This window comes from Streptomyces sp. BPTC-684, assembly GCF_030028635.1.
Classification (GTDB): domain Bacteria; phylum Actinomycetota; class Actinomycetes; order Streptomycetales; family Streptomycetaceae; genus Streptomyces; species Streptomyces noboritoensis.
Map to the genome: position 1 here is coordinate 4,024,616 of NZ_CP124863.1, position 25,457 is coordinate 4,050,072.

Annotated in this window: 22 protein-coding genes and 2 tRNA genes; 16 read left to right on the forward strand and 8 right to left on the reverse strand. The window is 71.6% G+C overall.

Annotation, left to right across the window (positions count from 1 at the left end; all coding sequences use genetic code 11):
- Window positions 1–68 precede the first annotated feature (68 nt).
- The 13 genes from QIY60_RS17785 (at window position 69) to QIY60_RS17845 (ending at window position 13,010) form a co-directional block, all read left to right on the forward strand.
- Complete coding sequence (locus QIY60_RS17785; RefSeq protein ID WP_283143334.1) at window positions 69–827, forward strand: hypothetical protein; 759 nt, start codon at window positions 69–71, stop codon at window positions 825–827.
- A gap of 279 nt (window positions 828–1,106) precedes the next feature.
- Window positions 1,107–1,874 carry a GntR family transcriptional regulator gene (locus tag QIY60_RS17790; RefSeq protein ID WP_283143335.1) on the forward strand — a complete coding sequence of 256 codons (768 nt, stop codon included), beginning with the start codon at window positions 1,107–1,109 and terminating at the stop codon, window positions 1,872–1,874.
- Window positions 1,875–2,009: 135 nt separating this feature from the next.
- On the forward strand, window positions 2,010–3,131 hold the full coding sequence (locus QIY60_RS17795; RefSeq protein WP_283143336.1) for a TIGR03364 family FAD-dependent oxidoreductase: 1,122 nt from the start codon (window positions 2,010–2,012) through the stop codon (window positions 3,129–3,131).
- 8 nt (window positions 3,132–3,139) lie between these two features.
- A complete protein-coding gene (locus QIY60_RS17800) occupies window positions 3,140–3,829 on the forward strand; it encodes a phosphonatase-like hydrolase (RefSeq protein ID WP_283143337.1) in 690 nt (229 codons plus the stop codon).
- Complete coding sequence (locus QIY60_RS17805) at window positions 3,826–4,878, forward strand: ABC transporter ATP-binding protein (protein WP_283143338.1); 1,053 nt, start codon at window positions 3,826–3,828, stop codon at window positions 4,876–4,878. The genes QIY60_RS17800 and QIY60_RS17805 overlap by 4 nt, the downstream gene beginning before the upstream one ends.
- Before the next feature lie 163 nt (window positions 4,879–5,041).
- A complete protein-coding gene (locus tag QIY60_RS17810) occupies window positions 5,042–5,902 on the forward strand; it encodes a 2-aminoethylphosphonate ABC transporter permease subunit (protein ID WP_283143339.1) in 861 nt (286 codons plus the stop codon).
- Complete coding sequence (locus QIY60_RS17815; RefSeq protein ID WP_283143340.1) at window positions 5,889–6,686, forward strand: ABC transporter permease subunit; 798 nt, start codon at window positions 5,889–5,891, stop codon at window positions 6,684–6,686. The genes QIY60_RS17810 and QIY60_RS17815 overlap by 14 nt, the downstream gene beginning before the upstream one ends.
- Window positions 6,687–6,718: 32 nt before the next feature.
- Window positions 6,719–7,789, forward strand: a complete 1,071-nt coding sequence (locus tag QIY60_RS17820) for a 2-aminoethylphosphonate ABC transporter substrate-binding protein (protein ID WP_283143341.1) — start codon at window positions 6,719–6,721, stop codon at window positions 7,787–7,789.
- 181 nt (window positions 7,790–7,970) lie between these two features.
- Entirely contained in the window at window positions 7,971–9,470 is a 1,500-nt protein-coding gene (locus tag QIY60_RS17825) for an alkaline phosphatase family protein (RefSeq protein WP_283143342.1), read from the forward strand.
- Window positions 9,471–9,560: 90 nt separating this feature from the next.
- Window positions 9,561–10,340, forward strand: a complete 780-nt coding sequence (locus tag QIY60_RS17830) for an HAD-IIA family hydrolase (protein ID WP_101388451.1) — start codon at window positions 9,561–9,563, stop codon at window positions 10,338–10,340.
- A gap of 109 nt (window positions 10,341–10,449) precedes the next feature.
- Window positions 10,450–11,001, forward strand: a complete 552-nt coding sequence (locus QIY60_RS17835; RefSeq protein ID WP_283143343.1) for a hypothetical protein — start codon at window positions 10,450–10,452, stop codon at window positions 10,999–11,001.
- Between the two features lie 13 nt (window positions 11,002–11,014).
- Window positions 11,015–11,698, forward strand: coding sequence for a class F sortase (locus tag QIY60_RS17840; protein WP_283143344.1), 684 nt, complete (start codon window positions 11,015–11,017; stop codon window positions 11,696–11,698).
- 301 nt (window positions 11,699–11,999) lie between these two features.
- The gene (locus tag QIY60_RS17845; RefSeq protein WP_283143345.1) at window positions 12,000–13,010 is read left to right on the forward strand and encodes a glycoside hydrolase family 6 protein; all 1,011 of its coding nucleotides are present in this window, start codon (window positions 12,000–12,002) and stop codon (window positions 13,008–13,010) included.
- A 223-nt stretch (window positions 13,011–13,233) separates the two neighbouring features.
- Here QIY60_RS17845 and QIY60_RS17850 read toward each other — a convergent pair whose 3' ends face one another.
- The 3 genes from QIY60_RS17850 to QIY60_RS17860 all read right to left on the reverse strand — a co-directional run bounded on the left by QIY60_RS17850 (window position 13,234) and on the right by QIY60_RS17860 (window position 17,690).
- Window positions 13,234–15,174 (reverse strand): kelch motif-containing protein, encoded by a 1,941-nt coding sequence (locus QIY60_RS17850; RefSeq protein WP_283143346.1) that lies wholly within the window; start codon window positions 15,172–15,174, stop codon window positions 13,234–13,236.
- Window positions 15,171–17,114, reverse strand: coding sequence for a cellulose synthase catalytic subunit (locus QIY60_RS17855; RefSeq protein ID WP_283143347.1), 1,944 nt, complete (start codon window positions 17,112–17,114; stop codon window positions 15,171–15,173). Before QIY60_RS17855 ends, QIY60_RS17850 begins: the two co-directional genes overlap by 4 nt.
- 502 nt (window positions 17,115–17,616) lie before the next feature.
- Window positions 17,617–17,690 (reverse strand) — tRNA-Lys (locus QIY60_RS17860).
- A 193-nt stretch (window positions 17,691–17,883) separates the two neighbouring features.
- Between QIY60_RS17860 and QIY60_RS17865 the strand changes: the two genes are divergently transcribed.
- From QIY60_RS17865 to QIY60_RS17875, 3 genes are all read left to right on the forward strand, one after another.
- Window positions 17,884–19,524: a peptidoglycan-binding protein gene (locus QIY60_RS17865; protein ID WP_283143348.1), complete on the forward strand. Its 1,641-nt coding sequence runs from the start codon at window positions 17,884–17,886 to the stop codon at window positions 19,522–19,524.
- Window positions 19,521–20,687, forward strand: a complete 1,167-nt coding sequence (locus QIY60_RS17870; protein ID WP_283143349.1) for an SPFH domain-containing protein — start codon at window positions 19,521–19,523, stop codon at window positions 20,685–20,687. Before QIY60_RS17865 ends, QIY60_RS17870 begins: the two co-directional genes overlap by 4 nt.
- Window positions 20,688–20,833: 146 nt before the next feature.
- On the forward strand, window positions 20,834–21,424 hold the full coding sequence (locus QIY60_RS17875) for a lytic polysaccharide monooxygenase (protein ID WP_283143350.1): 591 nt from the start codon (window positions 20,834–20,836) through the stop codon (window positions 21,422–21,424).
- Between the two features lie 215 nt (window positions 21,425–21,639).
- Here the strand turns inward: QIY60_RS17875 and QIY60_RS17880 are convergent, their stop codons facing one another.
- From QIY60_RS17880 to QIY60_RS17900, 5 genes are all read right to left on the reverse strand, one after another.
- The gene (locus QIY60_RS17880; RefSeq protein WP_283143351.1) at window positions 21,640–23,157 is read right to left on the reverse strand and encodes an MFS transporter; all 1,518 of its coding nucleotides are present in this window, start codon (window positions 23,155–23,157) and stop codon (window positions 21,640–21,642) included.
- A 231-nt stretch (window positions 23,158–23,388) separates the two neighbouring features.
- Window positions 23,389–23,871: a group II truncated hemoglobin gene (locus QIY60_RS17885; RefSeq protein ID WP_283143352.1), complete on the reverse strand. Its 483-nt coding sequence runs from the start codon at window positions 23,869–23,871 to the stop codon at window positions 23,389–23,391.
- Entirely contained in the window at window positions 23,868–24,419 is a 552-nt protein-coding gene (locus QIY60_RS17890; protein WP_283143353.1) for a hypothetical protein, read from the reverse strand. Before QIY60_RS17890 ends, QIY60_RS17885 begins: the two co-directional genes overlap by 4 nt.
- Before the next feature lie 113 nt (window positions 24,420–24,532).
- Window positions 24,533–24,606: transfer RNA gene (locus tag QIY60_RS17895), tRNA-Lys, on the reverse strand.
- Window positions 24,607–24,679: 73 nt separating this feature from the next.
- On the reverse strand, window positions 24,680–25,438 hold the full coding sequence (locus QIY60_RS17900) for an IclR family transcriptional regulator C-terminal domain-containing protein (protein ID WP_283143354.1): 759 nt from the start codon (window positions 25,436–25,438) through the stop codon (window positions 24,680–24,682).
- Between the last annotated feature and the right edge of the window lie 19 nt (window positions 25,439–25,457).

Genomic DNA, 25,457 nt, shown 5'->3' on the forward strand with positions numbered 1-25,457 from the left:
GGGCGCGGCGGCGCGGCCGCGTGGCAGGGTCCCGGAGCACGTACGCCCGCGAGCAGCAGAGGTCCCTCATGCGACTGCGCAACGCCCTCGCCATCTCCGTGACCGCCGCCACCGCGCTGACCGGGACGTCGGGTGCGGCGGCCGCGACGGCCGACGAGAGCGGGCCGCGCGGGCGGCACGGGCACGCGGCGTTCTCCGTCGCCAACCAGCCCGTCTGCGGGGACCGGGTCGGTGCCGACTTCCCCGTGGACACGCGGATCCACGGCGGGCCGGCCGAGTACCGTCCCGGCGGGGGCGCGCAGCTCTGGTACGTCGACCTCACCAACACCAGCGCGCACACCTGCCGCAACATCCACCCCGTGGTCGTCCTCGTCGACCGGGACCGGACGCTCAAGGGCTCCCAGGCGAAGTTGGAGTTCTTCGACGCGGTGGGCGGTGGCGGGCGGCCGCGGCCCGTTCCGTTCGAGCGGACGGACGCGGACGAGTACATCGGGGTGTTCGACGACGGGTTTCCCGGGTTCGTGATCGGGGCGGGGGAGACCGTGACCGTGAAGGTGCGGCTCGGGTTCGCGGCCGATACGCGGCCGAACGAGGTGACCGTGAGCGCGGCGGTCGTGCAGCGGCGGGGGGATGACGGGGAGTGGGTCGGGGAGTCGGGGGGGTATCGGTTCGGGATCGCGCCGGAGGTGCCGGTGGCGCAGCTTGCGGGGCCGCCGGAGCTGGCCGACACCGGGCCTGGGTCGCCGTTCGGTCCGGTTGCCGCCGGTGGGCTTGTTCTCGGGGGTGCGGTGCTGGTCTTCGGGGCGCGGCGGCTGCGGCGACGTTGACGTGCCGTGCCCCGAAGGGGCGCGGGGAACTGCGCGACCAGCCCGGCACGGTCCGCGGACGACGCGACTCCGGCGGGAGCGGGGTCAAGGCGGGGTGCGCAGCCCGGCGGGACGGGGGTGCCGCTGTGCCCACCCGTGCCGCCCTTAGCGGCACGATTGCCCACAGCGGCGCGGGGATGGGCGGCACGCTCACAGCGGCGGCGGGGGTCGGGAAGCCGCGCGCAGTCCACAGCGGTGGGGGCTGCGCCCGTAGGTGTCGCCACGTGCAACGATCCCCCCGTGGACTACCCGAACGACCAAGCCCCCGGTGCCCCCATTCGGTCCGGCATTCCGGAACATGGGCGCATTCCTAAGTATTACGCCGTGAAGGCCCAAGTGGCCGCACTCATCGATGAGTTGGGGGAAGGTGGGCCGCTGCCCACCGAGCGGGATCTCGCCGAGCGGTACGAGGTCGCCCGGGAGACCGTGCGGCAGGCGCTGCGCGAGCTGCTGCTCGAAGGGCGGCTGCGGCGGCAGGGGCGCGGCACCGTCGTCGCCGGGCCCAAGCTGGAGCAGCCCCTCTCGCTCGCGAGTTACACCGAAGGCGTACGGCGGCAGGGGCGGCGGCCCGGACGCAGCCTCATCTCGCTCGACCGGTTCCCCTGCCCGCCCGCGCTCGCCGCCGAGACCGGGCTTGAGCGCGGTGAGCCCGTCTGGCACATGGAGCGCGTACTGCTCGCCGACGACGAGCGCATGGGGCTGGAGAGCACGTACGTCGCCGTGGCCCGCGTACCGCGCCTGGACAGCGAGTTCACCCCGGACTCGTCCTTCTACGCCTACCTCCACGACCGGCTCGGCATCGCCTTCGGGGACGCCGACGAGCGCATCGAGACCGTCCTCGCCACCCCCCGCGAGGCACTGCTCATCGGCACCCCGCCCGCGCTCCCCATGCTGCTGATCCACCGCGTCTCCCGCGACACCGCCGGGCAGCCCCTGGAACGCGTACGCACCCTCTACCGCGGCGATCGGTTCTCCTTCACCACCCACCTCGGGAACAGGGGAGATTGAGGGGACATACTCACTCAAAGCCCGCACCGCTGATAACGTAAAGGTAACGGGTCTAGCCCAACATTGAAGGCGCGTTCACCGTCCCGTCGCCGTCCCGACCCGTCCGGGCCACCCGCCGCGAGGACCGTTCACGCCGTGAGAGTCATCGTCGTTGGAGCCGGCGTGGTGGGAACCATGCACGCCTGGCACGCAGTGGAACGCGGCCACGAGGTCGTACAGATCGAGCGGGAGAGCGAGGCGCGCGGGGCATCGCTCCGCAACTTCGGGCAGATATGGGTCAGCGGCCGGGCGGGCGGCGAGGAGCTGGACACCGCACTGCGGGCCCGTGAGCTGTGGGAGGGCATCGGGGAGCGCGTGCCGGAGCTGGGCTTCCGGCCCTGCGGCTCGCTCACCCCGGTCCGGGGCGACCTCGAACTGGCCGTCGCCGAGGCCGCGTTGGCGCGCGAGGACGCGGCAGCGCGTGGCTACAAGCTGCTCACCGCCGACGAGGCGCGCGCCCTCAACCCCGCCCTGCGCGGCGACTTCGCCGCCGCCCTGTGGTGCGAGCGCGACGCGGCCGTGGAGCCCCGCACCGCCCAACTCGCCTTGAAGAACGAGCTGTTGAAGTCGGGGCGGTACACCTTCCTCGGGGGGCGTGAAGTCCGCGAGGTCATCGGGCAGAACAGCGTGCGTGACGACCACGGCGACGTGCACACCGGCGACGCCGTCGTCCTGTGCACGGGCGCCTGGCTCGGCGGCCTCGTCCGGGAGCTGGTGCCCGACCTGCCCGTACGCCGCGTACGCCTGCAGATGATGCAGACCGAGCCGCTCGGCGAGCCGCTGACCACGTCCGTCGCGGACGCGGACAGCTTCCGCTACTACCCGGCGTACGCCAGCGAGGCGCTCGACGCGCTCAACGCGGGCCAGGCGCAGGACCCGACGGCCGCCGCGCACAAGATGCAGCTGCTGATGGTCCAGCGCAAGGACGGCGGGCTGACCATCGGCGACACGCACGAGTACGAGCACCCCTTCGCCTTCGACGTCACCGAGGAGCCGTACGAGCACCTCACCCGTGTCGTCGAGTCCTTCCTCGGCCGCCCGCTGCCGAAGATCCGGCACCGCTGGGCCGGGGTGTACGCGCAGTGCACCGACACCTCCCGGGTGGTCCACCGGCAGCAGGTGCGCGACGGGGTGTGGCTGGTCACCGGACCGGGCGGGCGCGGCATGACCTGCTCGCCCGCGATCGCCGAGCGCACCGCGAACGAGCTGGGCTGGTAAGGGAGTCGATGAAGATGGGCAACACCACGTACAACCTGGTCGTGCTCGACATGGCGGGCACCACCGTCGCCGACGGCGGACTCGTCGAGCAGGCCTTCGCGGCCGCCGCGCGCAGCCTCGGCGAGGACCCCGAGACGATGGTCGACTACGTCCGCGCCACCATGGGCGAGTCCAAGATCTCCGTCTTCCGGCACCTGTTCGGGGACGAGAGCCGGGCGCGGCAGGCCAACACCGCCTTCGAGGAGGCGTACGGGGAGCTCGTCGCGGGCGGGCGCGTCAGCGCGCTGCCCGGCGCCCGCGAAGCCATCGAGCGGCTGCGCTCCGAAGGCCGCACGGTCGTCCTGACCACCGGTTTCGCCCGCGTCACCCAGGACGCCATCCTCGGCGCGCTCGGCTGGCGCGACCTGGTCGAGCTGACCCTGTGCCCGGCCGACGCGGGCGGCCGGGGGCGCCCGTACCCGGACATGGTGCTCGCCGCGCTCCTGCGGACCGGGGCGGTGGACTCGGTGCGGCGGATCGCGCTGGCCGGGGACACCTCGTACGACATGCTCAGCGGGGTCCGGGCCGGGGCGGGGGTCGTCGCGGGGGTGCTGACCGGCGCCCACGGCAAGGACGCGCTGTACGAGGCGGGGGCCACCCACGTGCTCGGCTCGGTGGCGGAGCTGCCGGACGTGCTGGCGCGGGCGGAAGCGTCGTGACCGGCATCCGCTTCGACGGGGTGAGCGTCGCGTACGGCCGGAACACCGTTCTCGACTCGCTCGACCTCACCGTCGAGCCCGGCGAGGTCATGGCGCTGCTCGGGCCGTCCGGGTCCGGCAAGACCACCGCGCTGCGGGCGGTCGCCGGGTTCGTGCGGCCCGCCTCCGGGCGGGTGTTCATCGGCGGCCGGGACGTCACGGCGCTGCCGCCGCACCGGCGCGGGATCGGGATGGTCGTCCAGCAGTACGCCCTCTTCCCGCACATGCGGGTCGCCGACAACGTCGCCTTCGGGCTCAAGGCGCAGAAGCTCGTCGCCAAGGGCGAGATCGCCGGGCGGGTCGCCGAGGCGCTGGAGATGACGGGGATGGCGGCGTACGCGCGGCGTTACCCGCGCGAGCTGTCCGGCGGGCAGCAGCAGCGCGTCGCGATCGCGCGGGCGCTGGCGATACGGCCGGGGGTGCTGCTCCTGGACGAGCCCCTGTCGGCGCTCGACGCGCAGCTGCGCTCCGGCATGCTGACCGAACTCGCCCGGCTGCACCGGGAGTTGCCGGACGTCTCGATCCTGTACGTCACGCACGACCAGGTCGAGGCGCTGACCCTGGCCGACCGGATCGCGGTGATGGACCGGGCGCGGCTGCGGGACTGCGGTACGCCGCAGGAGCTGTACCGGCGGCCGCGTACGGAGTTCACGGCGTCCTTCGTCGGCAACGCCAACCTGCTGCCCGTGCGGGTCGGTCCCGGGTACGTGTCGTTCGGCGGTACGGCGCTGGCGGTGGCCACGGAGTCGGTCGCGGTGGGGGCGTCGGCGACGCTGTGCGTCCGGCCGCACCTCGTCGGGCTCGGGGACGGGCCGAACGCCCTGCGCGGGCGGATCGCCGAGGTCCAGTGGCGCGGGTCCACGCACCGGTTGTACGTGGAGGTGGACGGGCACCGCATCAAAGCCGACCTGCGCGAGCTCAAGACGACCCCGGCGCTCGGTGACGAGGTCACGCTCCACTTCGCGTCGGAGGACGCGGTGCTGCTGTCTGCGGGGGTCGGGGATGGGTAGTCCTACTGGACCCACAGTGTCCGGGCATCCGGGACCGGGGGGCGTGCCCACCCTCCCCCAAGCTCTTAAGGAGCAGGGGGGACCCCCAGCCCAGCGGGACGATTGCCCACAGCGGTTGGGCGGTGAGCGCCTGCACCCGGAACGGGGTGGTCGCCTGCGGTCCGTGCGTGGGCGCGGCCCCCGGGCCACCGGGCAAGCGCGGCGCCTGCCCACCGCCCTCTGGGCATTGCCCCCCGTCCTCGCCCTCTCCCTCGTCTTTCTCTATCCCCTCGCCCTCGTCGTCAAGCAGTCGCTGACGCCCGACGGCGGTGACGGGGTCTCCCTCGCGCCCTACAAGGACGTGTTCGCGTCCGCCGCGTTCCGGGACGCGCTCTGGACCACCGTGTGGCTGGCCGTGGGGTCGACCGTGGGGTGTCTGGTGCTGGGGTTCGTGCTCGCGCTGGTCATCGCGTTCGTACCGTTCCCCGGTGGGAAGGCCGTCGCCCGGTTCATCGACGTGTTCCTCTCCTTCCCGTCCTTCCTCATCACGCTCGCCCTGCTCTTCATCTACGGCACCGTCGGCATGGCCAACGGGCTGTGGACGGACGTGACCGGCGCGCACTCGGGGCCGTTCCAGTTCCTCACCACGCCCTGGGGCGTACTCCTCGCGGAGATCACGTACTTCACGCCCTTCGTGATGCGCCCGCTGCTCGCCGCGTTCTCGCAGCTCGACACCGCGCAGCTGGAGGTCGCCTCCTCGCTGGGCGCCCGGCCCGGCCGGATCGTGCGGCGGGTCGTGCTGCCCGAGGCGCTGCCCGCGCTCGCGGCCGGCGGCTCGCTCGTCCTCGTGATGTGCCTCAACGAATTCGGCATCGTGCTCTTCACCGGCGCGAAAGGGGTCACCACCCTCCCCATGCTCGTCTACAGCAAGGCGATCCTGGAGTCGGACTACCCGGCCGCCTGTGTCGTCGCCGTCGTCAACATCGCGATCTCCGTGGGCCTGTACGGCCTCTACCGGGTGGTGAGCCGACGTGTTGGTGCATAGCCGAGGCGGCCGCTGGGCCACCTGGACCGTGTTCTTCGTCCTCTTCCTGCCCCTGTTCGCCCTGCCGCTGCTCGTCGTGGTCGCCGCCTCGTTCGCGACCAACTGGTCCGGCGCCTTCCCGTCCGGCTTCACCACCGGCCACTACGACGCCGCCACCACCGGCGACTCCCTCCAGGCCCTCACCACCAGCCTGGTCACCGCGCTCACCGCCAGCGTGCTCGCCCTCACCGTCGGGGCCTGGGCGGCCCTCGCCGCCGCCTCGCTGAAGAAGCGTGGCAAGCGGGCCATGGACGCCTTGTTCGTGCTGCCCGTCGCCGTCCCCTCGGTGGTCGTCGGACTCGCGATCCTCGTCGCGTTCTCCAAGCCGCCGTTCCTGCTCAACGGGACGCGCTGGATCGTGATCCTCGCGCACACCGTTCTTGTCACGGCGTTCGCCTACCAGTCGGTTTCTGCTGCCATCCTGCGGTTGGACCCGATGTACGAGCAGGCCGCCGCCAGCCTCGGCGCCCGGCCCTCGTACGTGCTGTGGCGCGTGCGGCTGCCGCTGCTGCTGCCGTCGCTGAACGCGGCCGCAGGGCTCTGCTTCGCCCTGTCCATGGGCGAGTTGAGCGCCACGATGATGCTCTACCCGCCGGACTGGACACCCCTGCCGGTGCAGATCTTCGCCGCCACCGACCGGGGCTCGCTCTTCACCGGCGCGGCCGTCGCCGTGGTCCTCATGGGCACGACCCTGCTCGTGCTGCTCGCGGTCTCCCGTATCCGTACCAAAGCCTCCTACCGATAACAGGCAGACAGACACCAGGAGTTCGAAACGTCATGCGCAGAAGCCTCCTCACCCCGCTCGCCGCCGTCACCGGCAGCCTCGCCCTCGCCGCGACCCTCTCCGCCTGCGGCGGCTCCTCGTCCGCCGACTCCAAGTCCGACGAGAAGGTCGTCACGGTCTACAGCGCCGACGGTCTGAAGGGCGAGAAGGGCGACGGCTGGTACGACAAGGTCTTCAAGGACTTCGAGGCGAAGACCGGCATCAAGGTCAAGTACGTCGAGGGCGGCTCGGGCGAGATGGTGCAGCGCGCCGTCCGCGAGAAGTCCAACACCCAGGCGGACGTGCTGGTCACGCTGCCGCCGTTCATCCAGCAGGCCGACACCAAGGGCCTGCTCCAGCCGTACACCCCGGCGGGCGCCGACAAGGTGCCGGACGCGCAGAAGAACGCCAAGGGCAAGTGGACGGCCGTCGTCAACAACTACTTCGGCTTCATCTACAACAAGAAGGAGCTCCCGCAGGCCCCCAGGACCTGGGAGGAGCTGCTCGGCTCGAAGTACAAGAACAAGCTCCAGTACTCCACCCCGGGCGTCGCGGGCGACGGCACCGCCGTCGTGATCAAGGCGATGCACGACTTCGGCGGCAAGGAGGCAGCCATGGAGTACCTGAAGAAGCTCCAGGCCAACAACGTCGGCCCGTCCGCCTCCACCGGCAAGCTCGCCCCCAAGGTGGACAAGGGCGAACTCCTCGTCGCCAACGGCGATGTGCAGATGAACTACGCCCAGTCCAAGACCATGCCCAACCTCGGCATCTGGTTCCCGGCGACCGGCTCCGGCAAGCCCACCACCTTCGCGCTGCCGTACGCCGCCGGTCTCGTCGACAAGGCCCCGCACACCACCAACGGCAAGAAGCTGCTCGACTTCATGCTCACCGAGCAGGCCCAGCAGGAGGTCAGCGCCATCGGCGGCGGCTTCGCGGCCCGTACGGACGTGAAGGCCACCGACCCCAACGCGAGGGCCCTCGCCCAGCTGATGCAGGGCGTCGAGGTGTTCGAGCCGAACTGGCTCGACATCAGCACGAACTTGCCGTCGTACGTGGCTGCTTGGAAGTCCGCGACCGGTAGCTAGGCGGTCGTTCGTCCGCGGACCGTGCTGGGTTGCTCGCGCAGTTCCCCGCGCCCCTGACGGCGCCCGGTTACCGCACCGGACTCTCGCAAGCCCGCTCAGCGCCCCGCACCATCCGACGCCCCTGCACCGCCAGGGGCGTCGTCCTGCCCGTGCTCGCCCTCTTTCGTCCCCGGAGGACCACGTGACCCCGTCAGGAATCTCCCGCCGCTCGCTGCTCGCCGGCGCCGCCGCCCTCGCGGCCGCCGCGGGCCCCCTCGCCTCCGTCGCCCGGGCCGCGGCCCGCACCCCCAAGGTGCTGGTGATCGGCCTGGACGGCACCCTGCTCAACCGCGTCAAGGACGCCGACGCGCCCCGCCTCAAGTCCCTGATGGCGAACGGCCTCACGGCCGCCAGCTCGATCTACGCCAACCCCTTCGCACCCACCATGTCAGGACCCGGCTGGTCCACGATCATCACCGGCGTCTGGCCGGACAAGCACAACGTCAAGGACAACGACTTCACCGGCCAGCGCTTCGCCCAGTACCCGGACTTCCTCACCCGCATCGAGACGGCGAAGCCCTCGCTCTCCACGTACGCGGTCTCCTCCTGGGCGCCGATCACCGACACGATCTTCTCCTCGAAGGTCGACACCCGGGTCTCCACGCCCAGCGCGGAGTACGACACGGGCACCACCGCCCGGGCCGTGGCCCGACTCAAGAACGCCCCCGGCCCGGACGCGGTCTTCGTCCAGCTCGACAACGTCGACCACGCCGGGCACACGTACGGGGCCGCCAGCCGGCAGTACCTGGACGCGATCCACGGCGTGGACACCCAGGTCGGGCAGCTGGTCGACGCGGTCGCCTCCCGGGCCACGTACGCCGACGAGGACTGGCTGGTCCTGGTGACCGCCGACCACGGCCACACCGACCCGGGCGGCCACGGCGGCTCCACCTGGCAGGAGCGCCAGACGTTCCTGATCGCCACCGGCGGGACCACCACGCCCGGCTCGGTCCGCCACGACGTCCGCATGCCCGACGTCGCCGCCTCCGCCCTCGCCCACCTCGGCGTCGCCATCGACCCGGCGTGGGGGCTCGACGGACGCCCGATCTCGCAGCCATCGCCGGACGACTTCGACGCGCTGCGCCCGCAGCTGAAGCCGCCGGTCGACGAGAGCGGCATCGGCGCGGGCGTCGTCGGCTTCACCCACACCCCGCCCGCCGGGTGGTCCGTCGACAACTCCCGCATGGGCGGCGGCGGGGTCACCGAGTGGCGCGGCTGGTCGTTCACCACCGACGAGTTCTGGACCAAGGCCCAGCGCGACCAGCAGCGCGAGTCCAACGTCCGGGCCCGCAACGTCTTCGCGGTGGCCGACGGCGACGAGTGGACCGACAAGTCCTTCACCGGCACCTTCGACTCCACCCTGATCAGCCCCGCCTGGCCGGTGCGCGGCGGCGCGCAGGCCACGCTCTCGTACGTCACGCACTACCTCCAGGAGAACCCGCAGAAGGGCGAGGTGCTCGTCTCCTACGACGGGGCGGCGCCGGTGACGGTGAAGACGTACGCCTCGGACACCGTCGCCAAGGCCGAGTCGCTCACCCTGAACGTGCCCGCCGGGGCCACCACCGCCCAGGTGCGGTTCCGCTACACCGGGGGCAACAACTGGTACTGGGTGATCGACCAGGTCAAGATCTCGGCTTCCTGACTAGGCTGGGCGGTGTCGGCACGGCACAGCGCGGTGCACCCGGCACCGTCCAGTTCTTCGTCCAGCGCACACCGCAGGAGAGTCCGCCCCATGGCAGAGCGCAAGCCGATCGAATCCTGGCTCACCGACATGGACGGGGTCCTCATCCACGAGGGCACGCCGATCCCGGGTGCGGACGCCTTCCTCACCGGGCTGAAGGAGTCGGGCAAGCCCTTCCTGGTCCTCACCAACAACTCCATCTACACGCCCCGCGACCTTCAGGCCCGCCTCGCCCGCATGGGCCTGCACGTGCCGGTCGAGAACATCTGGACGTCGGCGCTCGCCACCGCCAAGTTCCTGGACGACCAGCGGCCCGGCGGCACGGCGTACGTGATCGGGGAGGCGGGGCTCACCACCGCGCTGCACGACATCGGGTACGTCCTGACCGACCACGAGCCGGACTACGTGGTCCTGGGCGAGACCCGTACGTACAGCTTCGAGGCGCTCACCAAGGCGATCCGGCTGATCAACGGCGGGGCGCGGTTCATCTGCACCAACCCGGACGAGACCGGCCCCTCCACCGAGGGCCCGCTGCCCGCGACCGGCGCGGTCGCCGCGCTGATCACCAAGGCGACCGGCAAGAAGCCGTACTTCGCGGGCAAGCCGAATCCGCTGATGATGCGGACGGGGCTGAACGCGATCGGGGCGCACTCGGAGACCAGTGCGATGATCGGGGACCGGATGGACACGGATGTCCTCGCGGGGCTGGAGGCGGGGATGCAGACGTTCCTCGTGCTGACTGGGCTGACTCGGCCCGAGGATGTGGAGAACTTTCCGTTCCGGCCGTCCAAGACTGTTGACTCGATCGCCGATCTGGTGAAGCTCATCTAGTCTCTGCGGACCGTGCTGGGTTGCTCGCGCAGTTCCCCGCGCCCCTATGGGTGCGCCCGGGATGCGGAATGGCCCGGGGCGCGTGAATCTTCCTTACAGGAGGTTCACGATGCGCTTTCGACAGGTCACGCTCTGTGCGGCCGTGGCGGCCGCCACCGCTCTGATGCCCGTGGCGGCCGCCACGGCGGAGTCCGAGTCGCACGGGTCACTGACGGTGACGCCGTCCACGATCGCCCCGGGCGGTGAGGTGGACCTGCGGGTCAGCGTGTGCAGCGGCCGGCAGGCCGTCGGGACCTCGGAGGCCTTCGTCTCGCAGGCGCAGTTCGCGCCGGCGGCGGACGGGGGCCTCTTCGCACAGGCCCGCATCCGCTCGGACGCCCAGGCGCGCAGCTACGACATCTGGGTGAACTGCAAGGACAGCTCGGGCCAGGCCTCCGGCCGCGTCACGGTCGTGCACGGCGGCAACCAGCACCCCGACCACCAGGCCACCCCGCACGCCCCCGTCCACGCGGGCGGCGGCGGCACCGCGCAGCTCGCGGACCGGCAGGCCACCGAGCAGGGCCCGGGCACCCGGCACGCGGTGATCGGCCTGGCCCTGGCGGCCGTGGCGGCGGTCGCGGTGGCGGGCCGCAGCGTGCGGCGCCGGCGCCGCACGGACTGAGACGACCGGGGCGATGTCCTCCGAGCACACGTCCGGCACCGGACGGCTGCTGACCGGGGTGGCGTGGGCGGTCCTGCTGCTCGGCCTGTGGCTGTGGGGCCGCGAGGCCACCGACGGCCCGGGCGGCAGCTCGGCGCCCACCACGGGTGACGTGGCGGCCGTGGGGCGCCCGCTGGGCGTACCCCTGCCGCCCGCGCACGACCCGGTGAAGGCGGCGCCGCCGCAGCGTGTCGAGATCCCGTCCATAGGCGTGACCGCGCCCGTCGTGCCGCGCGGCCTCGACAGCTCGGGCGCGGTCGAGCCGCCGCCGTACGACCGGCCGGGCACGGTCGGCTGGTTCGGCGCCGGGGTCCAGCCCGGCGGGCCGGGAGCGGCGCTGCTCGTCGGCCACGTCGACACCGAGAGCAAGCCGGCCGTCTTCTACGGCCTGAGCGCCACCCGGCCCGGCCAGAAGGTGCGGGTGACCAGGACCGACGGCTCCGTCGCCGAGTTCACCATCGACGACGTGCAGGTCTTCGGGCGGGACCGGTTCGACGCGCACAAGGTGTACGGGCCGCGCGAGGCGGGGCGCGCGGAGCTGCGGCTGATCACCTGCGGGGGCACGTACGACCGCAAGGCGCGCACGTACACGGCGAACGTGGTGGTGTCGGCCTATCTGACGGACGTACGGCCCGCGGCGGCCGGATCCGTAACCTAGCCCGGCCGACGGCCCGCTCCCCCCGGAGCCGCCGGCCGGGCTGGTCCTCGACCGCGGGCGCACGGGCTGCGGGAGAAGCCCGGCACTTCCACGGGAGGTTCGGTGGGGACCAGCGCCAACATGGGCCGGGACTGGGGCCGATGCGACCACTGTAGAACCGGTGTGCGCTTTCGGCCTAGGGCCGGATAACGCCAAGTCGCCTTCCGTGCGCGCTCGGTGGGCACGGGCTCGTGGGGATGCGTGCGGGTGTGCCACGATGGATCGGGGGAAGCGTCCGGGAAAGTACGTTTGAGGGGGTCGGATGTTCCGGAGTGGTACGCGGACGGGCGCGGTCGGGGTGGCGGTGGCGGCCGCGGGAGCGGCGCTGGTGCTGACGTCCTGTTCGTCCTCCTCCGACTCCGACGAGAAGCCCGAGGTGGCGCAGCAGCCGAAGGGGACCGACCCGTTCTGGGTCAATCCGGACGGCAACGCGCCGCGGCAGGCCGCCGAGTACCGCAAGAGCGGCGACGACTCCAAGGCCGCGCTGATCGGGAAGATCGCGGAGCAGCCGGTCGGGGAGTGGATCGGCCCGGAGAACCCGGAGTCGGAGGCGAAGGGCTTCACCGAGGCGGCGGCGAAGGCCGACCGCACGGCGCTGCTCGTGCTCTACAACATCCCGCACCGTGACTGCGGCCAGTTCTCCAAGGGCGGCGCGGCGGACGGCGACGCGTACCGGGCGTGGGTGGACAAGGTGGCGCAGGGGATCGGCGACCGGGGCGCCACGGTGGTCCTGGAGCCGGACGCGGTGCTGCACCTGGTGGACGGGTGCACGCCGCAGCAGTTCGCGGAGGAGCGGTACGACCTGCTGAAGAAGGCGGTCGAGCGGCTGAAGCGGCAGCCCGGCGTGAAGGTGTACGTGGACGCGGGCAACGCGGGGTGGCAGCGGCCGGACGCGCTGGACGAGCCGCTGCGGCGGGCGGGCGTGGAGGCGGCCGACGGCTTCGCCGTCAACGTCTCCAACTTCCAGACGACGGCGGCGAGTCGGGACTTCGGCCACCAGCTCTCCGCGAAGCTGTCCGGCAAGCACTTCGTGATCGACACGAGCCGCAACGGGAACGGCCCCTACACGGGGGGCGACCCCAAGGAGACCTGGTGCAACCCCCCGGGCCGCGCGCTGGGCGACCGTCCGACGACGCGGACGGGGGACGGGCTGGTCGACGCGTATGTGTGGGTGAAGCGGCCGGGGGAGTCGGACGGGGACTGCAAGGGGGGGCCGAAGGCGGGGGAGTGGTGGGCGGATTACGCGCTGGGCTTGGCGCGCAACACGAAGTAGGCCCCTCCCTGCCCCCCGGGGGCGGGGCCTGCGGCCCCTGCACCCCGCTCTGTTCGTCTGCGAACCGTGCTGGGTTGCTCGCGCAGTTCCCCGCGCCCCTAGGTGGCTAGGGGCGCGGGGAACTGCGCGACCAGCCCCCACCGGCTCGCAGCCAACGAACCCGGCCGCCCGCCAGAGGGCTTTAGGGAAGGGGCGGGGTGGGGAAAATGCCCGCCGCCGACGGCTACGGCACCTCCACCCACACCGCCTTCGACGGCACACCCTCCCCGTCCGTCACGAACAGCATGTACCAGCCCGGAGGGACAAGGTTGCGGTTCTTGGGGACCGTCACCCGAACCCCGTCCGCCGTCTTCGCCACGTCCAGCGCGACCGACCGCTGATCGATGTCCGTGACGTGCGTCGTCGCGCTGGGACGGATCAGCCGGGCCGTCCTCACCGCGCCCGCGTCCTTCGACTTGTACACCCCGCTCCCGCCCCGCGAAAGCGACTTGGGCCCCTCCCCGAGGTCGGGCCGCTTGTCGCCGCCCTTGTACAGGTACGGCGGCGTGTAGATCTCGATGCGCTGCTCGAACACCCCCGGCTTGGTGTCGTCCTTGTCCCCGTAGAGCGAGTCCCCGCCGAACGTGACGACCCGCCCGTCGGGCAGCAGGATCGACCCGGAGTGGTAGTTGCGGCCCACCTCAGGGTCGGCCACCCGCCGCATCGTGTTCGTCTTCGCGTCGTAGATCCGCGCCTGGTGGAGGTTGGAGCCGCCCCGGCCCCGGTAGTCCTTGGAGCCGCCGCTGATCAGCAGGGTGTCGTCGGGCAGGACGGACGTCATCGGGTACCGCGTCCCCTCGGTGAGCGAAGGGCCGTCCTTGAAGGACGGGTCGGGGTCCTTGAGGTCCACGATCCGGGTCCTCTTCGACGACTCGGCCGACTCGCCGACCCCGCCACCGCCGATCACCATGTACTTCTCGTCCTGGGCCGGAGGCATCAGCACCGTCCCGGACGTCTCCATCTGGCCCGGGTCGCTCAGCCCCGGGATCTTGGTGAACTTGTTGGAGGCGAAGTCCCAGATGCCCGGGTCGCGCCCGACGTTGTCCGGCCCGTACCCCGCGTTCGACCCCGAGTAGAACAGCTTGCCGTTCTGCAGCAGGAACACCGCCGGGTAGGTGGGGAACTGCATGATCCCCTTGGTGTACGTCCACTTCTTCGTCTTCGGGTCGTACACCTCGTTCTTGCCCGGCACCAGCTGCCCGATGTCGTCGAGCCCGGAGAGCGCGAGGACCTTGCCGTCGGAGAGCGTCGTCAGCGTCGGGTACCAGCGCGCCTCGTTCATCGGGTCGACGGTGATGTACCGCTCGGCCACCGGGTCGAACTCGTAGGCGTCCCTGATCCCCTGGAAGTCCTTCTTGTCCAGGGCGAGCTTCTGCGCGATGCCGTAGACGTTGCGGGTGTCGGAGCCGGTGAGGCCCTGGACGCGGTAGTTGTCCTCGGTGCCGGTCTCGTGCTCGGTGCCGGACTCCTGGGCCTCCACGTAGATCCGCCCGAGCCCGGCCTCGGTGCGCAGGAACCTGCCGGTCTTCTTGTCGAAGACCTTCTTGGCGCGCTGGACGAGGACGGGGTCCTTGGAGACGAACGTCTTGCCGTTGGACTTGCCGGTGAACCGGGTGCCCGCGGGCAGCGTGATCGGCTTGTCCGGGTCCTCGTTGTGGACGATCATCAGGCCGCCGGCCTTGGTGACGTCGCCCTTGAGCTTCTCGTACCGCTTGGTGCCGCCCGCGATCAGCAGCTTGCCGTCGGCCAGCTGGGTGTGGCCGGTGCAGAACAGGTCGTTGGGCGTGGGGATCTTCTTGAAGGTGTTCTTCTCCGGGTCCCACAGCACCGTGTCGAACTTCTTCGCGTCGAAGTTCTTGGCGTTGTTGCCCGACCCGGCGACCAGCAGGACCTTGCCGGTGTGCAGCAGCGCCGCGTGGATCGTGTTGAGCCGGAACTCCTTGGGCATGGCGACCATGTCCCAGTGGCCGTTGTCCGCCTTGTACCCCGGCTGGTTGATCTTGTAGTCGTGGTACTGGTCCGACGAGAACCGGTACAGCCAGGGCCCGTTGGCGCCCGCGAGCGCGACGACCACCGCCGTACCGATCGCCCAGCGGCGGGTACGGCGGGTAGGACGGAATCTCATTGGTTACGTCCCCCAAGGGCGATCTGCACGGTCTGGTCGGCGGGCTCGGCGGGCGGCTCCTGTGGCTCGCCCTGTGGCGCCCCCGGCGCCCACTGGGGGCGCTCCTGCTGGTGCGGGGCGGACGGCGGCCCGGACCGCCTGCGCTTGCCCCGCTTCTTCTTCTCCGCCCGTACGGTCCACCGCCAGCCGATGATCGGCGCGGCCGTGATCAGCATGGCCAGGGTGGCCCAGGTGATCATCGCGGGGTGGCTGTGGCCGTTGAAGAACGACGAGACCAGCGAGCCGCCGAACAGGGCGATGAAGAAGAGGTGGATGCGGAAGGTGCCGAAGAGGGTGTCGGGGCTGGACGAGTCGCCCTTGGGGGTCACCACGAAGGAGCTCTTGCGGCGCAGTACGGCGTCCATCAGCGAGCGCGCGTAGATGGGCGCGGAGAGCGCCGACATCACCATGCCGGCCACTCCGCCGGAGCCCTCCGGCTCGTGCGGGGAGACGTTGTGGCGGCGGTTCCAGATGTAGAGGCCGATCTGGAGGGCCGAGGCGTTGCCGTACAGCATCATCCAGATGACGGGGTCGATCTGCACGCCCGAGGCGCCCAGGCCCAGGAACAGGGCGCAACTGAGCGCCGCCAGGATCCAGTTGAGGGCCGACATCGGGTAGAAGATGATCATCATCGTGTAGTTGAAGAGCTTGCCGGAGGGCAGGGTGCCGAAGCCCTTCCAGTACTGCTTGAGGATCGTCTCGTACGTGCCTCTGGACCAGCGCAGCTGCTGGGTGAAGAAGTCGGTCCAGGCGGTCGGGCCCTCGCCGACGGCCAGCACGTCCGGGGTGTAGACCGAGCGCCACTTGTTGCCCGTCGCCGGGTTCGCGTGGCGGTGCATCTCGAAGCCGGTCGCCATGTCCTCGGTGATCGAGTCGTACAGGCCGCCGATCTGCTTCAGGGCGCTGATGCGCACGGCGTTGCTGGTGCCGACGAACATGGGCGCGCCGTACTTGTTGCCGGCCCGCTGGATCAGCGCGTGGAAGAGGAACTGCTGGGACTCGGCGGCCTTGGTGACGAAGGTGTCGTAGTTGCCGTAGACCTGCGGGCCGATGACGAAGCCGACGTCCGGGTCGCGGAAGTAACCGAGCATCCGCTCCAGGTAGTTGGGCAGCGGCACGTGGTCGGTGTCGACGGAGGCGAAGAAGTCGTAGTCGCCGCCGTGCGCCTCCAGCCAGGCGTTGTAGTTGCCGTGCTTGGTCTTGGCGCGGTGCGGGCCCTTGGGCTGGTTCCAGCGTGCGACGCCCTTGCGGGAGAAGTGGTGCACGCCCAGGCGCGCGCACACCTCCTTGACCGCCGGGTCGTCGCCCTCGTCGAGCAGCCAGACGTGCATCAGGCCGCGGTGGCGGATGCGGACCGCGGCCTCCAGGGTCTTGGTCACCATCTCCAGCGGCTCCTTGCCGGGCACGAAGGAGGTGAGGAAGGCGACCTTGGTGCCGGTCTCGGGCACCACGGGGATCGGGTCGCGCGCGACCAGCGTGGCGTGCGCGTTGGAGAGCACGTTCATCGTCCGGAAGAGCTCGATCAGACCGATCGAGACCAGCATGACGATGTCCAGGACCAGCAGGGACCGCGAGGCGTGGTCGCGCTCGGTCCAGTGCGAGGGCTGCATCAGCCACGCGAACAGACCGAGCGAGACCAGCGGGGCCGCGCCGAGCAGCAGGGCCGCGCGTATCCGGTGCGGCTCCTGCGAGAGCAGCGACCGGTAGCGCACGCGGTACGGCTTCGCCGGGTCCGGCTGGGTGAGCGGGCCGGCCAGCCTGCTGTAGTGCTCGTAGTCGTAGCGCGGCAGCGCCTTCTTCGGCCGCTGCCGGGACCCGGACCGCAGATGCGGCGGGATCCGGAGCTGAGTGGTCTGGGACGGGTCGTCGTGGTGCCGGGCGCCGGTCGGCGTCGACGTCATGAGTCATCCCCCCGCACGCAAAGGTCCGCTTGCGTGTGTCGTTGTTCCGTCGTCCGCGCCGGTCCCCCTCGACCTCCGCGGACGTACTGATGGTCGGTCAGGGGCAGGCCTCACCCCTTGATCCAGACACGGGAGGAGGCCCTTCCGGTTGCATGATGCCTCCATCGGCACCGATTCATGAACAGGGCCCCCACCCCGCCGCCAGCACAACCGGGACATTCCCCTCCGAACCCCACGCGCGGCCTCCAACTGATGGAGCCGCACACCCCCTTGGAACCGATGGTCCCCAGCCAGGTTTCTACGCCCGGCGGCTTGATCACAAGGGTGAAACGAGCTGTTTACCGGTCATAGGCGGGCTTTACGGGGCGCTTGTGGAGGGCGTGCGGATTTTGGGCGGAGCTCCCGTGGCAGTACCACGCGCCGCACGGCGCGGGAGGCGCTGGCGCACTCCTCGGAACGACCACAGCCCCCTCACCGATGGTGAGGGGGCTGTGGCTGTCTGTGCGCCGCCAGGGACTCGAACCCCGGACCCGCTGATTAAGAGTCAGCTGCTCTAACCAACTGAGCTAGCGGCGCCTGCTGACACCGAGAACTCTACCGGACTCGGAAGGGTGGTTCTGACCGGCGCCACGCGGTGAGATGTTCGTTTCATCCGTTTTGATCCGTCAAAATGCGATTTATGTGGACGGTTGGAAAGCTGTGGCCCGTGCAGAAGCGCAGAAAAGATCTTCAACGACCACAAGATCGCCGAGAGCGGCAGGTGACGCCCATGACGGTGCCGGTGTTCGAGGAGTACGAGCCGCCGGGCGAGTGCGGCTGCGCCGGGTGCGCGGACCGGCGGCGGACGGCCGCCCTGCCGCCGCGCGCCGGGGGCCACCCGGCCGCCCACGGCGCCCGCCGCGCGCTGGTGCTCGCGACCGCGGCGGGCGTGGTCCTCGGCGCCGGGACCGCGGCCGCCACCGTCCGGGCGCCGGGGCCGGAAACCGGCCACGACCGGGCCGCCTCAGGAGGCGACGCCGTCGGCCTGGACACCGGGCCCGCGACCGAGCAGGGGGCCACCGGCGCGCTGCACGGGAGCGGCGCCGTGCCACCGGACGAGCCGCCGCCGCGCAAGCTCCGGCCGATGACCCGGGCCGACATCATCAACCGGGCGAAGAAGTGGGTGACCGCGCAGGTCCCGTACAGCATGGAGAAGTACTGGTCGGACGGGTACCGGCAGGACTGCTCCGGGTTCGTCTCGATGGCCTGGAACCTCGGCACCAACGAGTGGACCGGCAGCCTGGACGCCTTCGCGGTGCGGATCGCCAGGGAGGAGCTCCAGCCCGGCGACATCCTGCTCTTCCACAACCCCGACAACCCGACCCGCGGCTCGCACGTGGTGATCTTCGGCGGCTGGACGGACTACACGCACACCTACTACGTCGCGTACGAGCAGACGCCCCCGCTGGTCCGGAAGCAGGCGACGCCGTACGGGTACTGGAGCAATTCCAGCCGTTATCTGCCCTACCGCTACAAGGGCCTCAGCACCGGCGCCGGCGGCCCCGCCGTCGAGCCGCCCGCCGCCCCGGCGGCGCTCGCCGTGGCCTTCCCGGGCGCGGGCGCCTTCGGGCCGGGCGCCGACAACGCGTACGTGACCCGCCTCGGCCAGATGCTGGTGGCGCGCGGCGGCAAGCGCTTCTACACCGAGGGCCCCGGCCCGCGCTGGGGCGCGGCGGACCGCAGGGCCACCCAGGCCTTCCAGCGCGCCCAGGGCTGGACGGGCCGCAGCGCCGACGGCCTGCCCGGCGCCGAGACGTGGAGCCTGCTGGTCCGGGGCGCGGGCAAGGACATCCCACCTGCGGGCGGGGTGACGGCGCCAGCGGCGACCACCCCGCCCCAGCCGCCGGCTCAGGTGCCTGCGGCTCAGGTGCCGACGGCCCCGGCCCCGACGGCCCCGGCCCCGACGGCCCCGGCCCCGACAGCCCCGGCCCCGACGGCTCAGCCCGCCGCGCCCCAACCCCCCGCGCCTCCCGCCCAGGGCCCGCCAGGCCCGCTGGGTGCGCCGGGCGCTCCCGCCGGGCCGACCGTCGCCGCGCAGGCGGGCCGGGTGCGGGTGCCCGTCTTCCCCGGCCGGGCGTACTTCCGGCCGGGTCAGTCCAGTGCGTACGTGACCGAGCTCGGGCGGCAGCTCCTGCGGAAGGGGTTCGGGCGGTACTACACCGCCGGGCCCGGTCCGCGCTGGAGCGAGGCCGACCGGCGCAACGTCGAGGCGTTCCAACGCGCCCAGGGCTGGCGCGGCGGCGCGGCCGACGGCTACCCCGGCCCCGAGACCTGGCGGCGGCTTTTCCCCAAGCTCTCTCCCCCTAGCTCTCAACTTCGTTCGAGCAGGGAGGGGCCCCCACCGTTCGAGCAGGGGAGACCCCAATCATGACGGAGGCATCAATGCAGACGACAACGGATTCCGCGCCCACCCCCGAGGACGGGGTCCCCGGCCCCGGCGCCCGCCGGGTCGCGGTGATCAAGGGTGAGTCCACCGCCGAGATCCCGGTGCACCTGCTGTTCCGGGACGACACCGGGCCCGCTCCCGTGGTGCCGCAGCCGGGGCCGGGGCCGAGGGCCGCCCCGGCCCGGCGCGCGGCCCGGCCGGTGCCGGCGCCGGTGCGGCCCGCCACACCCGGCGACCCCGGGCTCGTGGAGCGGGCCGGGCCCGTGGTGCCGGGGGCGGTGGCCGTCGCGGCGGGGCTGGCCGCGCTCGCGGGGTGCGCGGCGGTGGTCTGGTCGGCCGGGCTGCTCCCGGCGGCCGTGACGGGCGCGCTGGGGCTGCCTTCGTATACGTACACCGGTGGGCACGGCGTCATGGGGCCCGGGCGCTGGGCGCTGCTCGTGCTCGGCACGGCCCTCGCGGTCGTCTGCTTCGGCGGGCTGGGGCGCGGCCGGGTCGGGTGCGCCTGGGTGCTCTCGCTCTGCGGCGACTACCGGGGGAGCGTGCGGCGCACGGGGCTGGTGTGGATGAGCCCGCTGCTGCTGCGCCACCGGGTCGACGTACGGCTGCGGCACTGGCGCAGTGAGCCGATGCCCGCGGTCGACGCGGACGGCACGGCGCTGCGGGCCGTGGTGCTCGTGGTGTGGCGGGTCAGGGACACCGCGCGGGCGACCCTGGGCGTGGCGGACCACGTGGTCTATCTGCGCGATCAGGTGGAGGCGGCGTTGGCCCGGGTCCTCTCGCAGCTCCCGGCCGACGCCTTCCACGAGGACACCCCGACCCTGCGCGACGCGGAGGCCGTCGGGGACGCGCTGACCCGGCTGCTGAAGGCGGAGGCGGAGGCGGTCGGGATCGAGGTGTACGCGGCCCAGCCCGTCCGGATCGAGTACGCGCCCGAGGTGGCGGCGGCGATGCTGCGGCGGCGGGTCGCGGCGATCGACGCCCGGCACCGGGACGCGGTGCTCGGCTCGGTGGTGGACGCGGTCGACGACACCGTCGCCCGGCTCACCTCGCGCGGTCTGGTCGGGCTGGACGACTACGAGCGCAGGGTGCTGGTGAAGGACCTGACGGTGGCGTTCTACACGGGCAGGGGCGGGGTCCAGGGCGCCTGAACGCGGGGGAGCCTCGGGGTCGAAGCCGCGTGGTGATTGGTCTGGACATGCTCAACTGGCGGGAATAGCCTGTGAGTTGGTCCAGACCAGATTGCACGCGTGCGCCACGTCCCCAGAACTCCCCCACGTTCTCCAGGAGCGTCAGCATGCGCAAGAAGAAGCTGGGCGCGGCCGTGGTCGCGCTCGCGGCCGCGGGCACCTCCCTGCTCGCCACCTCCAGTGCCAGCGGCCATGGCTACACCGACCAGCCCCTGAGCCGCCAGAAGGTGTGCGCCAACACCCACGCCTGCGGCGAAATACAGTGGGAGCCCCAGTCCGTCGAGGGTCCCAAGGGGTTCCCGGCCGCGGGCCCCGCCGACGGAACGATATGCGCGGGCGGCAACAGCCGGTTCGCCCAGCTCGACGATCCGCGCGGCGGCACGGGCTGGCCCACGACCAAGCTGACGGCGGGTCAGGCGTACACCTTCCGCTGGCAGTTCACCGCTCGGCACGCCACCACGGACTTCCGGTACTACCTCACCAAGCAGGGCTGGGACCCGAGCAGGAAGCTCACCCGCGCGGCGCTCGACCCGCAGCCTTTCCTGACCGTCCCGTTCTACGGCAAGCAGCCGCCGCCCACGCTCTCGCACGAGGGCACCATCCCCACGGGGCGAACCGGCCACCACCTGATCCTCGCGGTGTGGACGATCGCGGACACGGGCAACGCGTTCTACGCGTGCTCGGACGTGCAGTTCTAAGTGCCCGGTCTTTGTCTGCGGGTGGTCTGTGGCTGATCGCGCAGTTCCCCGCGCCCCTTAGGTAGTCGGCCGCAGCCGGAGAACCCAGCTCAGCCACAGTCCTTTAGGGGCGCGGGGAACTGCGCGACAAGCCCCCGCCGGCCCGCAGACGACACGCGGACGACCGCCGGGCGGGCTCGAAGTGAGCCCGCCCGGCGGTCGCGTAGGTACGCGGCTCACGCCACCAGCTCGCCCTCCCGCGCGGCAACCGCCTCCGGCGCCCGCGCACTCGTGCCCCGCAGCAGAGCCACAGCCACCCCCGCCGTGACCACCAGCAGGACCGTCCCGCCGACCGCCGCGTACTGCATGCCGTGCACGAAGGCCTCCCGAGCCGTCGTCACCAGCGCGTGGTCGGCGCTCGCGACCGCCGCGCCCAGGGTCTCGCGGGCGGCCGGCGGGGCCGAGTCGGGCATGTCGGAGCGGTAGACCGCGGTGCCGATCGAGCCCAGGACCGCCATGCCGAGCGCGCCGCCGAACTCCTGCCCGGTCTCCAGGAGCGAGGCCGCCGAGCCGGCCTTCTCGGCCGGGGCCGACGCCAGGGCCATGTCCGACACCAGCGCCATCACCATCACGATGCCGCTGGCGATCACCGCGGCGCCGGTCAGCACGATCCAGAGGGAGTCGGTGCCGGTGAGGGCGAGGATGCCGTAGCCCGCCGAGCCGATCACGAAGCCGGTCGCGATGACCGGGGCCTTGCCGGTCCTGGCCGCGACCGCCGTCGCCGTCGGGGCCGCGATGCCCACCGCGACCGACGGGGCCAGCGACCACAGGGCCGCCTCCATCGTGCCCATGCCGAGCACCGACTGGAGGTACTGCGTGGTGAAGTACGCCGAGCCCATCATCGCGAAGGCGGCGACCGCGTTGAGGGAGATCCCGGCGCCGAAGACCCGGTCGCGGAAGAGCTCGCGGCTGATCATCGCGTCCTTCCTGGTGCGCTGGCGGCGGACGAAGACCCAGCCGACCGCGAGGCCCCCGGCGACGGAGAGCAGCCGCGCCGCGCTGAAGCCCTCGGCGGCGAACTCCTTGAGCCCGTAGACCACCGGCAGCACCGCGCCCATCGACAGCGGCACGCTCAGCAGGTCGAACTTCCCGGGCGCCGGGTCCTTGAACTCGGGGACCAGGACCGGGACCAGGACGAGCAGCAGCACCATCGCGGGCACGTTGATCAGGAAGACCGAGCCCCACCAGAAGTGCTCCAGCATCACACCGCTCAGCACCGAGCCGAGCGCGATGCCGCCCGCCATGGCGGCGGACCAGATGCCGATCGCCTGGCCGCGCTGCCTGTCGTCGCGGAACATGCTGCGGACCAGGCCCATGGTGGAGGGCATCAGAGTCGCGCCGCCGACGCCGAGCAGGGCGCGGGAGGCGATGAGCATCTCGGCGCTGGTCGCGTACGCCGCCGTCACCGAGGCGAGGCCGAACGCCGCCGCTCCGATCATGAGCAGCCTGCGGCGGCCGATCCGGTCGCCGAGCGAGCCCATCGTGATCAGCAGTCCGGCGAGCGCGAAGGCGTAGATGTCGAAGATCCACAGCTGCTGGGTGGCGCTCGGGTCCAGCTCGCGGGTGATGGAGGGGATCGCGAAGTAGAGGACGGAGACGTCCATCGAGACCAGGAGGAGCGGCAGCAGGAGGACGACGAAGGCGGTCCACTCCTTGCGCCCGGCGCGGAGGTTCGTGCTCGGCGAGTGCGTCATGGCAGGAACTGTACGGCTGTTTAATACGACTGTCTAGAACGAATGTATAAGACATGCGTACGGCCCCTCCGGGGATCCCTGGAGGGGCCGTACGCAAGCGAGTTGACGGGGGTTAGGCTAAGCGGTCTTGTGGAAGTCCAGTGCGGTACCGCGCCCCTTCAGGGGCGCGGGGAACTGCGCGACCAGCCCCCACCGGCCCGCAGATGACGCACTCCACTTCCCGCGGAGCGCTTAGCCCTTCGACTGCCACGGCGGGGTCTGGTTCCAGCCCCACTTCGGCACGGTCGCACCCGTCCCTTCGACCGGCGGCGGGTTCGGGCCCGAGTAGACGAGCGCCATCCGCGTGCCCCACTCGATGTAGTACGCGAACACCGCCCGGAACTCCGGGTCGTCCGGCAGCCCCACCTCGTCCGCTGCATCCGTCAGCAGCGAGATCCAGCGACGCCGCTGCTCCTCGGTGATGCCGCGGCCGAGGTGGCGCCCGGCCATGTGGTCGTGGCCGCCGTGGGCCGCGGTGTAGTCGGCGGGGCCGCCGAAGACCTCGGCCAGCCAGATCGCCACGTGGTGGGCGTGCTCGGCCGGGGCGCCCGCGAACACCGGGGCAAGTGCCGGGTCCTTGTGCACGTGCCCGTAGAACACCTCGGTCAGGCGGTCGAGGGCCTCCTGGCCGCCCATCCACTCGTAGACGCTGGGGATCCCCGGAGCGTCGCTCATGCGTTTTCCTCCTCGGCGGGCCCCGACGCGCGGTCGGGTCCCTGGGCGCGGACTTCCCGTACCCGCTCCAGGGAGTCGCGCAGCTCCCCGAGCCAGTCGTCGGTGTGACTCTGTACGAGCCGTACGCACCAGGCAAGGGCGTCGCTGCGGCTGCGGGCGACCCCGCCGGCCACCAGGGTGTCCAGGACCTGGCGTTCGGGCTGCTTGAGCCGGGTCATGACGGGGGCCGCGACCTGGGTGAACACCGCGCGCCGGCCGCCGCACTCGGCGCCCCACGACACCTTGCGCCCGTAGCGGTGCTCGGCCTCACGGGCCACGGCGATCCGCTCGTCGCGGGTGCGCTCGCGGAACTCCTGGATGCGGCCGTCGAGGGCGGCGGCGCGCTCGGCGGGGGAGGCGTCGTCCGCGAGCTTCGGCTCGGGGACGCGTCCGATGACGGTGATCTCCTCGCGGTCGACCACCACCTCGACCGGACGCTCGTAGAGACCGTCCGGGATGCGGCCGGAGAACCAGCCGCGAAGCTGCTCGTGCTGTTCGGCTGTAATCATGTAATCAGCATTACTCGCGCGCGACGGGCTGCCAAGGGTGTTCGCCGTGGGCCGGAAACGTGTAGGGACAACGCAAGAAGCCCTCCGCTTTCGCGAAGGGCTTCTGCTGTCTGTGCGCCGCCAGGGACTCGAACCCCGGACCCGCTGATTAAGAGTCAGCTGCTCTAACCAACTGAGCTAGCGGCGCCTGCTGACAGAGAAAATACTACCTGGTCCGAGGGGGTGCTCCTGCACTCCGTCGGATTACGGAAACGAAACGCCTAGATCGCCAGCGACAGCACCACCGGTGCCGCCCGCCGGTTCAGCGTGTCCGCCGCCGAGCGCAGCCGGTGGGCGTGCTCGATCGGCATCGAGAGCGCCAGGCAGCCGACCGCCGAGCCCGCCGTGAGCGGAACGGCCGCGCAGACCGTGCCCACCGCGTACTCCTGGAGGTCGAGGACCGGGACCGTCGCGGGCTGGCTGTCCAGCTTGCTGAAGAGGATGCGCTCGTTGGTGATGGTCCGCGAGGTGAGCCGGGCGATCTTGTGGCGGGAGAGGTGGTCGCGCCGCCCGTTCTGGTCGAGCTGGGTGAGCAGGCACTTGCCGACCGCGCTGGCGTGGGCCGCCGAGCGGAAGTCCACCCACTCGTTCACCTTCGGGGCGCGGGGGCCGTCCGCGTACTGCGTGATCTTCACTTCGCCGTCGATGTACCGGCTGATGTAGACCGCCGCGCCGACCGAGTCGCGCAGTTCGGTGAGCGTGCTCTGGAGCTTGGCCTCCAGGGCCTGCTGGCGCACCACGCCGGAGCCCAGCAGGACGGTGGAGTCGCCGATGACGTACGCCCCGTCGGCCACCTGTTCCACATAGCCCTCGCAGCGGAGCATGAGGAGGAGGGAGGCGAGGTGTGCGGTCGGCAGACCGGTCTCTCGTGCGATCTGGACGTCCGTCACTCCGCCTGCGTGCTTGGAGATCGTCTCCAGGACGCGGAAGGCGTACTGCACCGAGTGGAACGGCGCGGTCGGCTCGGGCTTCAGCGCCACGGTTTCCCCCTAGCAGGTT

Coding starts and splice junctions, on each gene's coding strand:
- QIY60_RS17820 (WP_283143341.1), top strand. CDS start 6,719: ATGCGCAGAAGCCTCCTCACCCCGCTCGCCGCCGTCACCGGCAGCCTC.
- QIY60_RS17855 (WP_283143347.1), bottom strand. CDS start 17,114: ATGACGTCGACGCCGACCGGCGCCCGGCACCACGACGACCCGTCCCAG.
- QIY60_RS17840 (WP_283143344.1), top strand. CDS start 11,015: ATGTCCTCCGAGCACACGTCCGGCACCGGACGGCTGCTGACCGGGGTG.
- QIY60_RS17830 (WP_101388451.1), top strand. CDS start 9,561: ATGGCAGAGCGCAAGCCGATCGAATCCTGGCTCACCGACATGGACGGG.
- QIY60_RS17785 (WP_283143334.1), top strand. CDS start 69: ATGCGACTGCGCAACGCCCTCGCCATCTCCGTGACCGCCGCCACCGCG.
- QIY60_RS17875 (WP_283143350.1), top strand. CDS start 20,834: ATGCGCAAGAAGAAGCTGGGCGCGGCCGTGGTCGCGCTCGCGGCCGCG.
- QIY60_RS17800 (WP_283143337.1), top strand. CDS start 3,140: ATGAAGATGGGCAACACCACGTACAACCTGGTCGTGCTCGACATGGCG.
- QIY60_RS17850 (WP_283143346.1), bottom strand. CDS start 15,174: ATGAGATTCCGTCCTACCCGCCGTACCCGCCGCTGGGCGATCGGTACG.
- QIY60_RS17880 (WP_283143351.1), bottom strand. CDS start 23,157: ATGACGCACTCGCCGAGCACGAACCTCCGCGCCGGGCGCAAGGAGTGG.
- QIY60_RS17835 (WP_283143343.1), top strand. CDS start 10,450: ATGCGCTTTCGACAGGTCACGCTCTGTGCGGCCGTGGCGGCCGCCACC.
- QIY60_RS17890 (WP_283143353.1), bottom strand. CDS start 24,419: ATGATTACAGCCGAACAGCACGAGCAGCTTCGCGGCTGGTTCTCCGGC.
- QIY60_RS17865 (WP_283143348.1), top strand. CDS start 17,884: ATGACGGTGCCGGTGTTCGAGGAGTACGAGCCGCCGGGCGAGTGCGGC.
- QIY60_RS17845 (WP_283143345.1), top strand. CDS start 12,000: ATGTTCCGGAGTGGTACGCGGACGGGCGCGGTCGGGGTGGCGGTGGCG.
- QIY60_RS17870 (WP_283143349.1), top strand. CDS start 19,521: ATGACGGAGGCATCAATGCAGACGACAACGGATTCCGCGCCCACCCCC.
- QIY60_RS17885 (WP_283143352.1), bottom strand. CDS start 23,871: ATGAGCGACGCTCCGGGGATCCCCAGCGTCTACGAGTGGATGGGCGGC.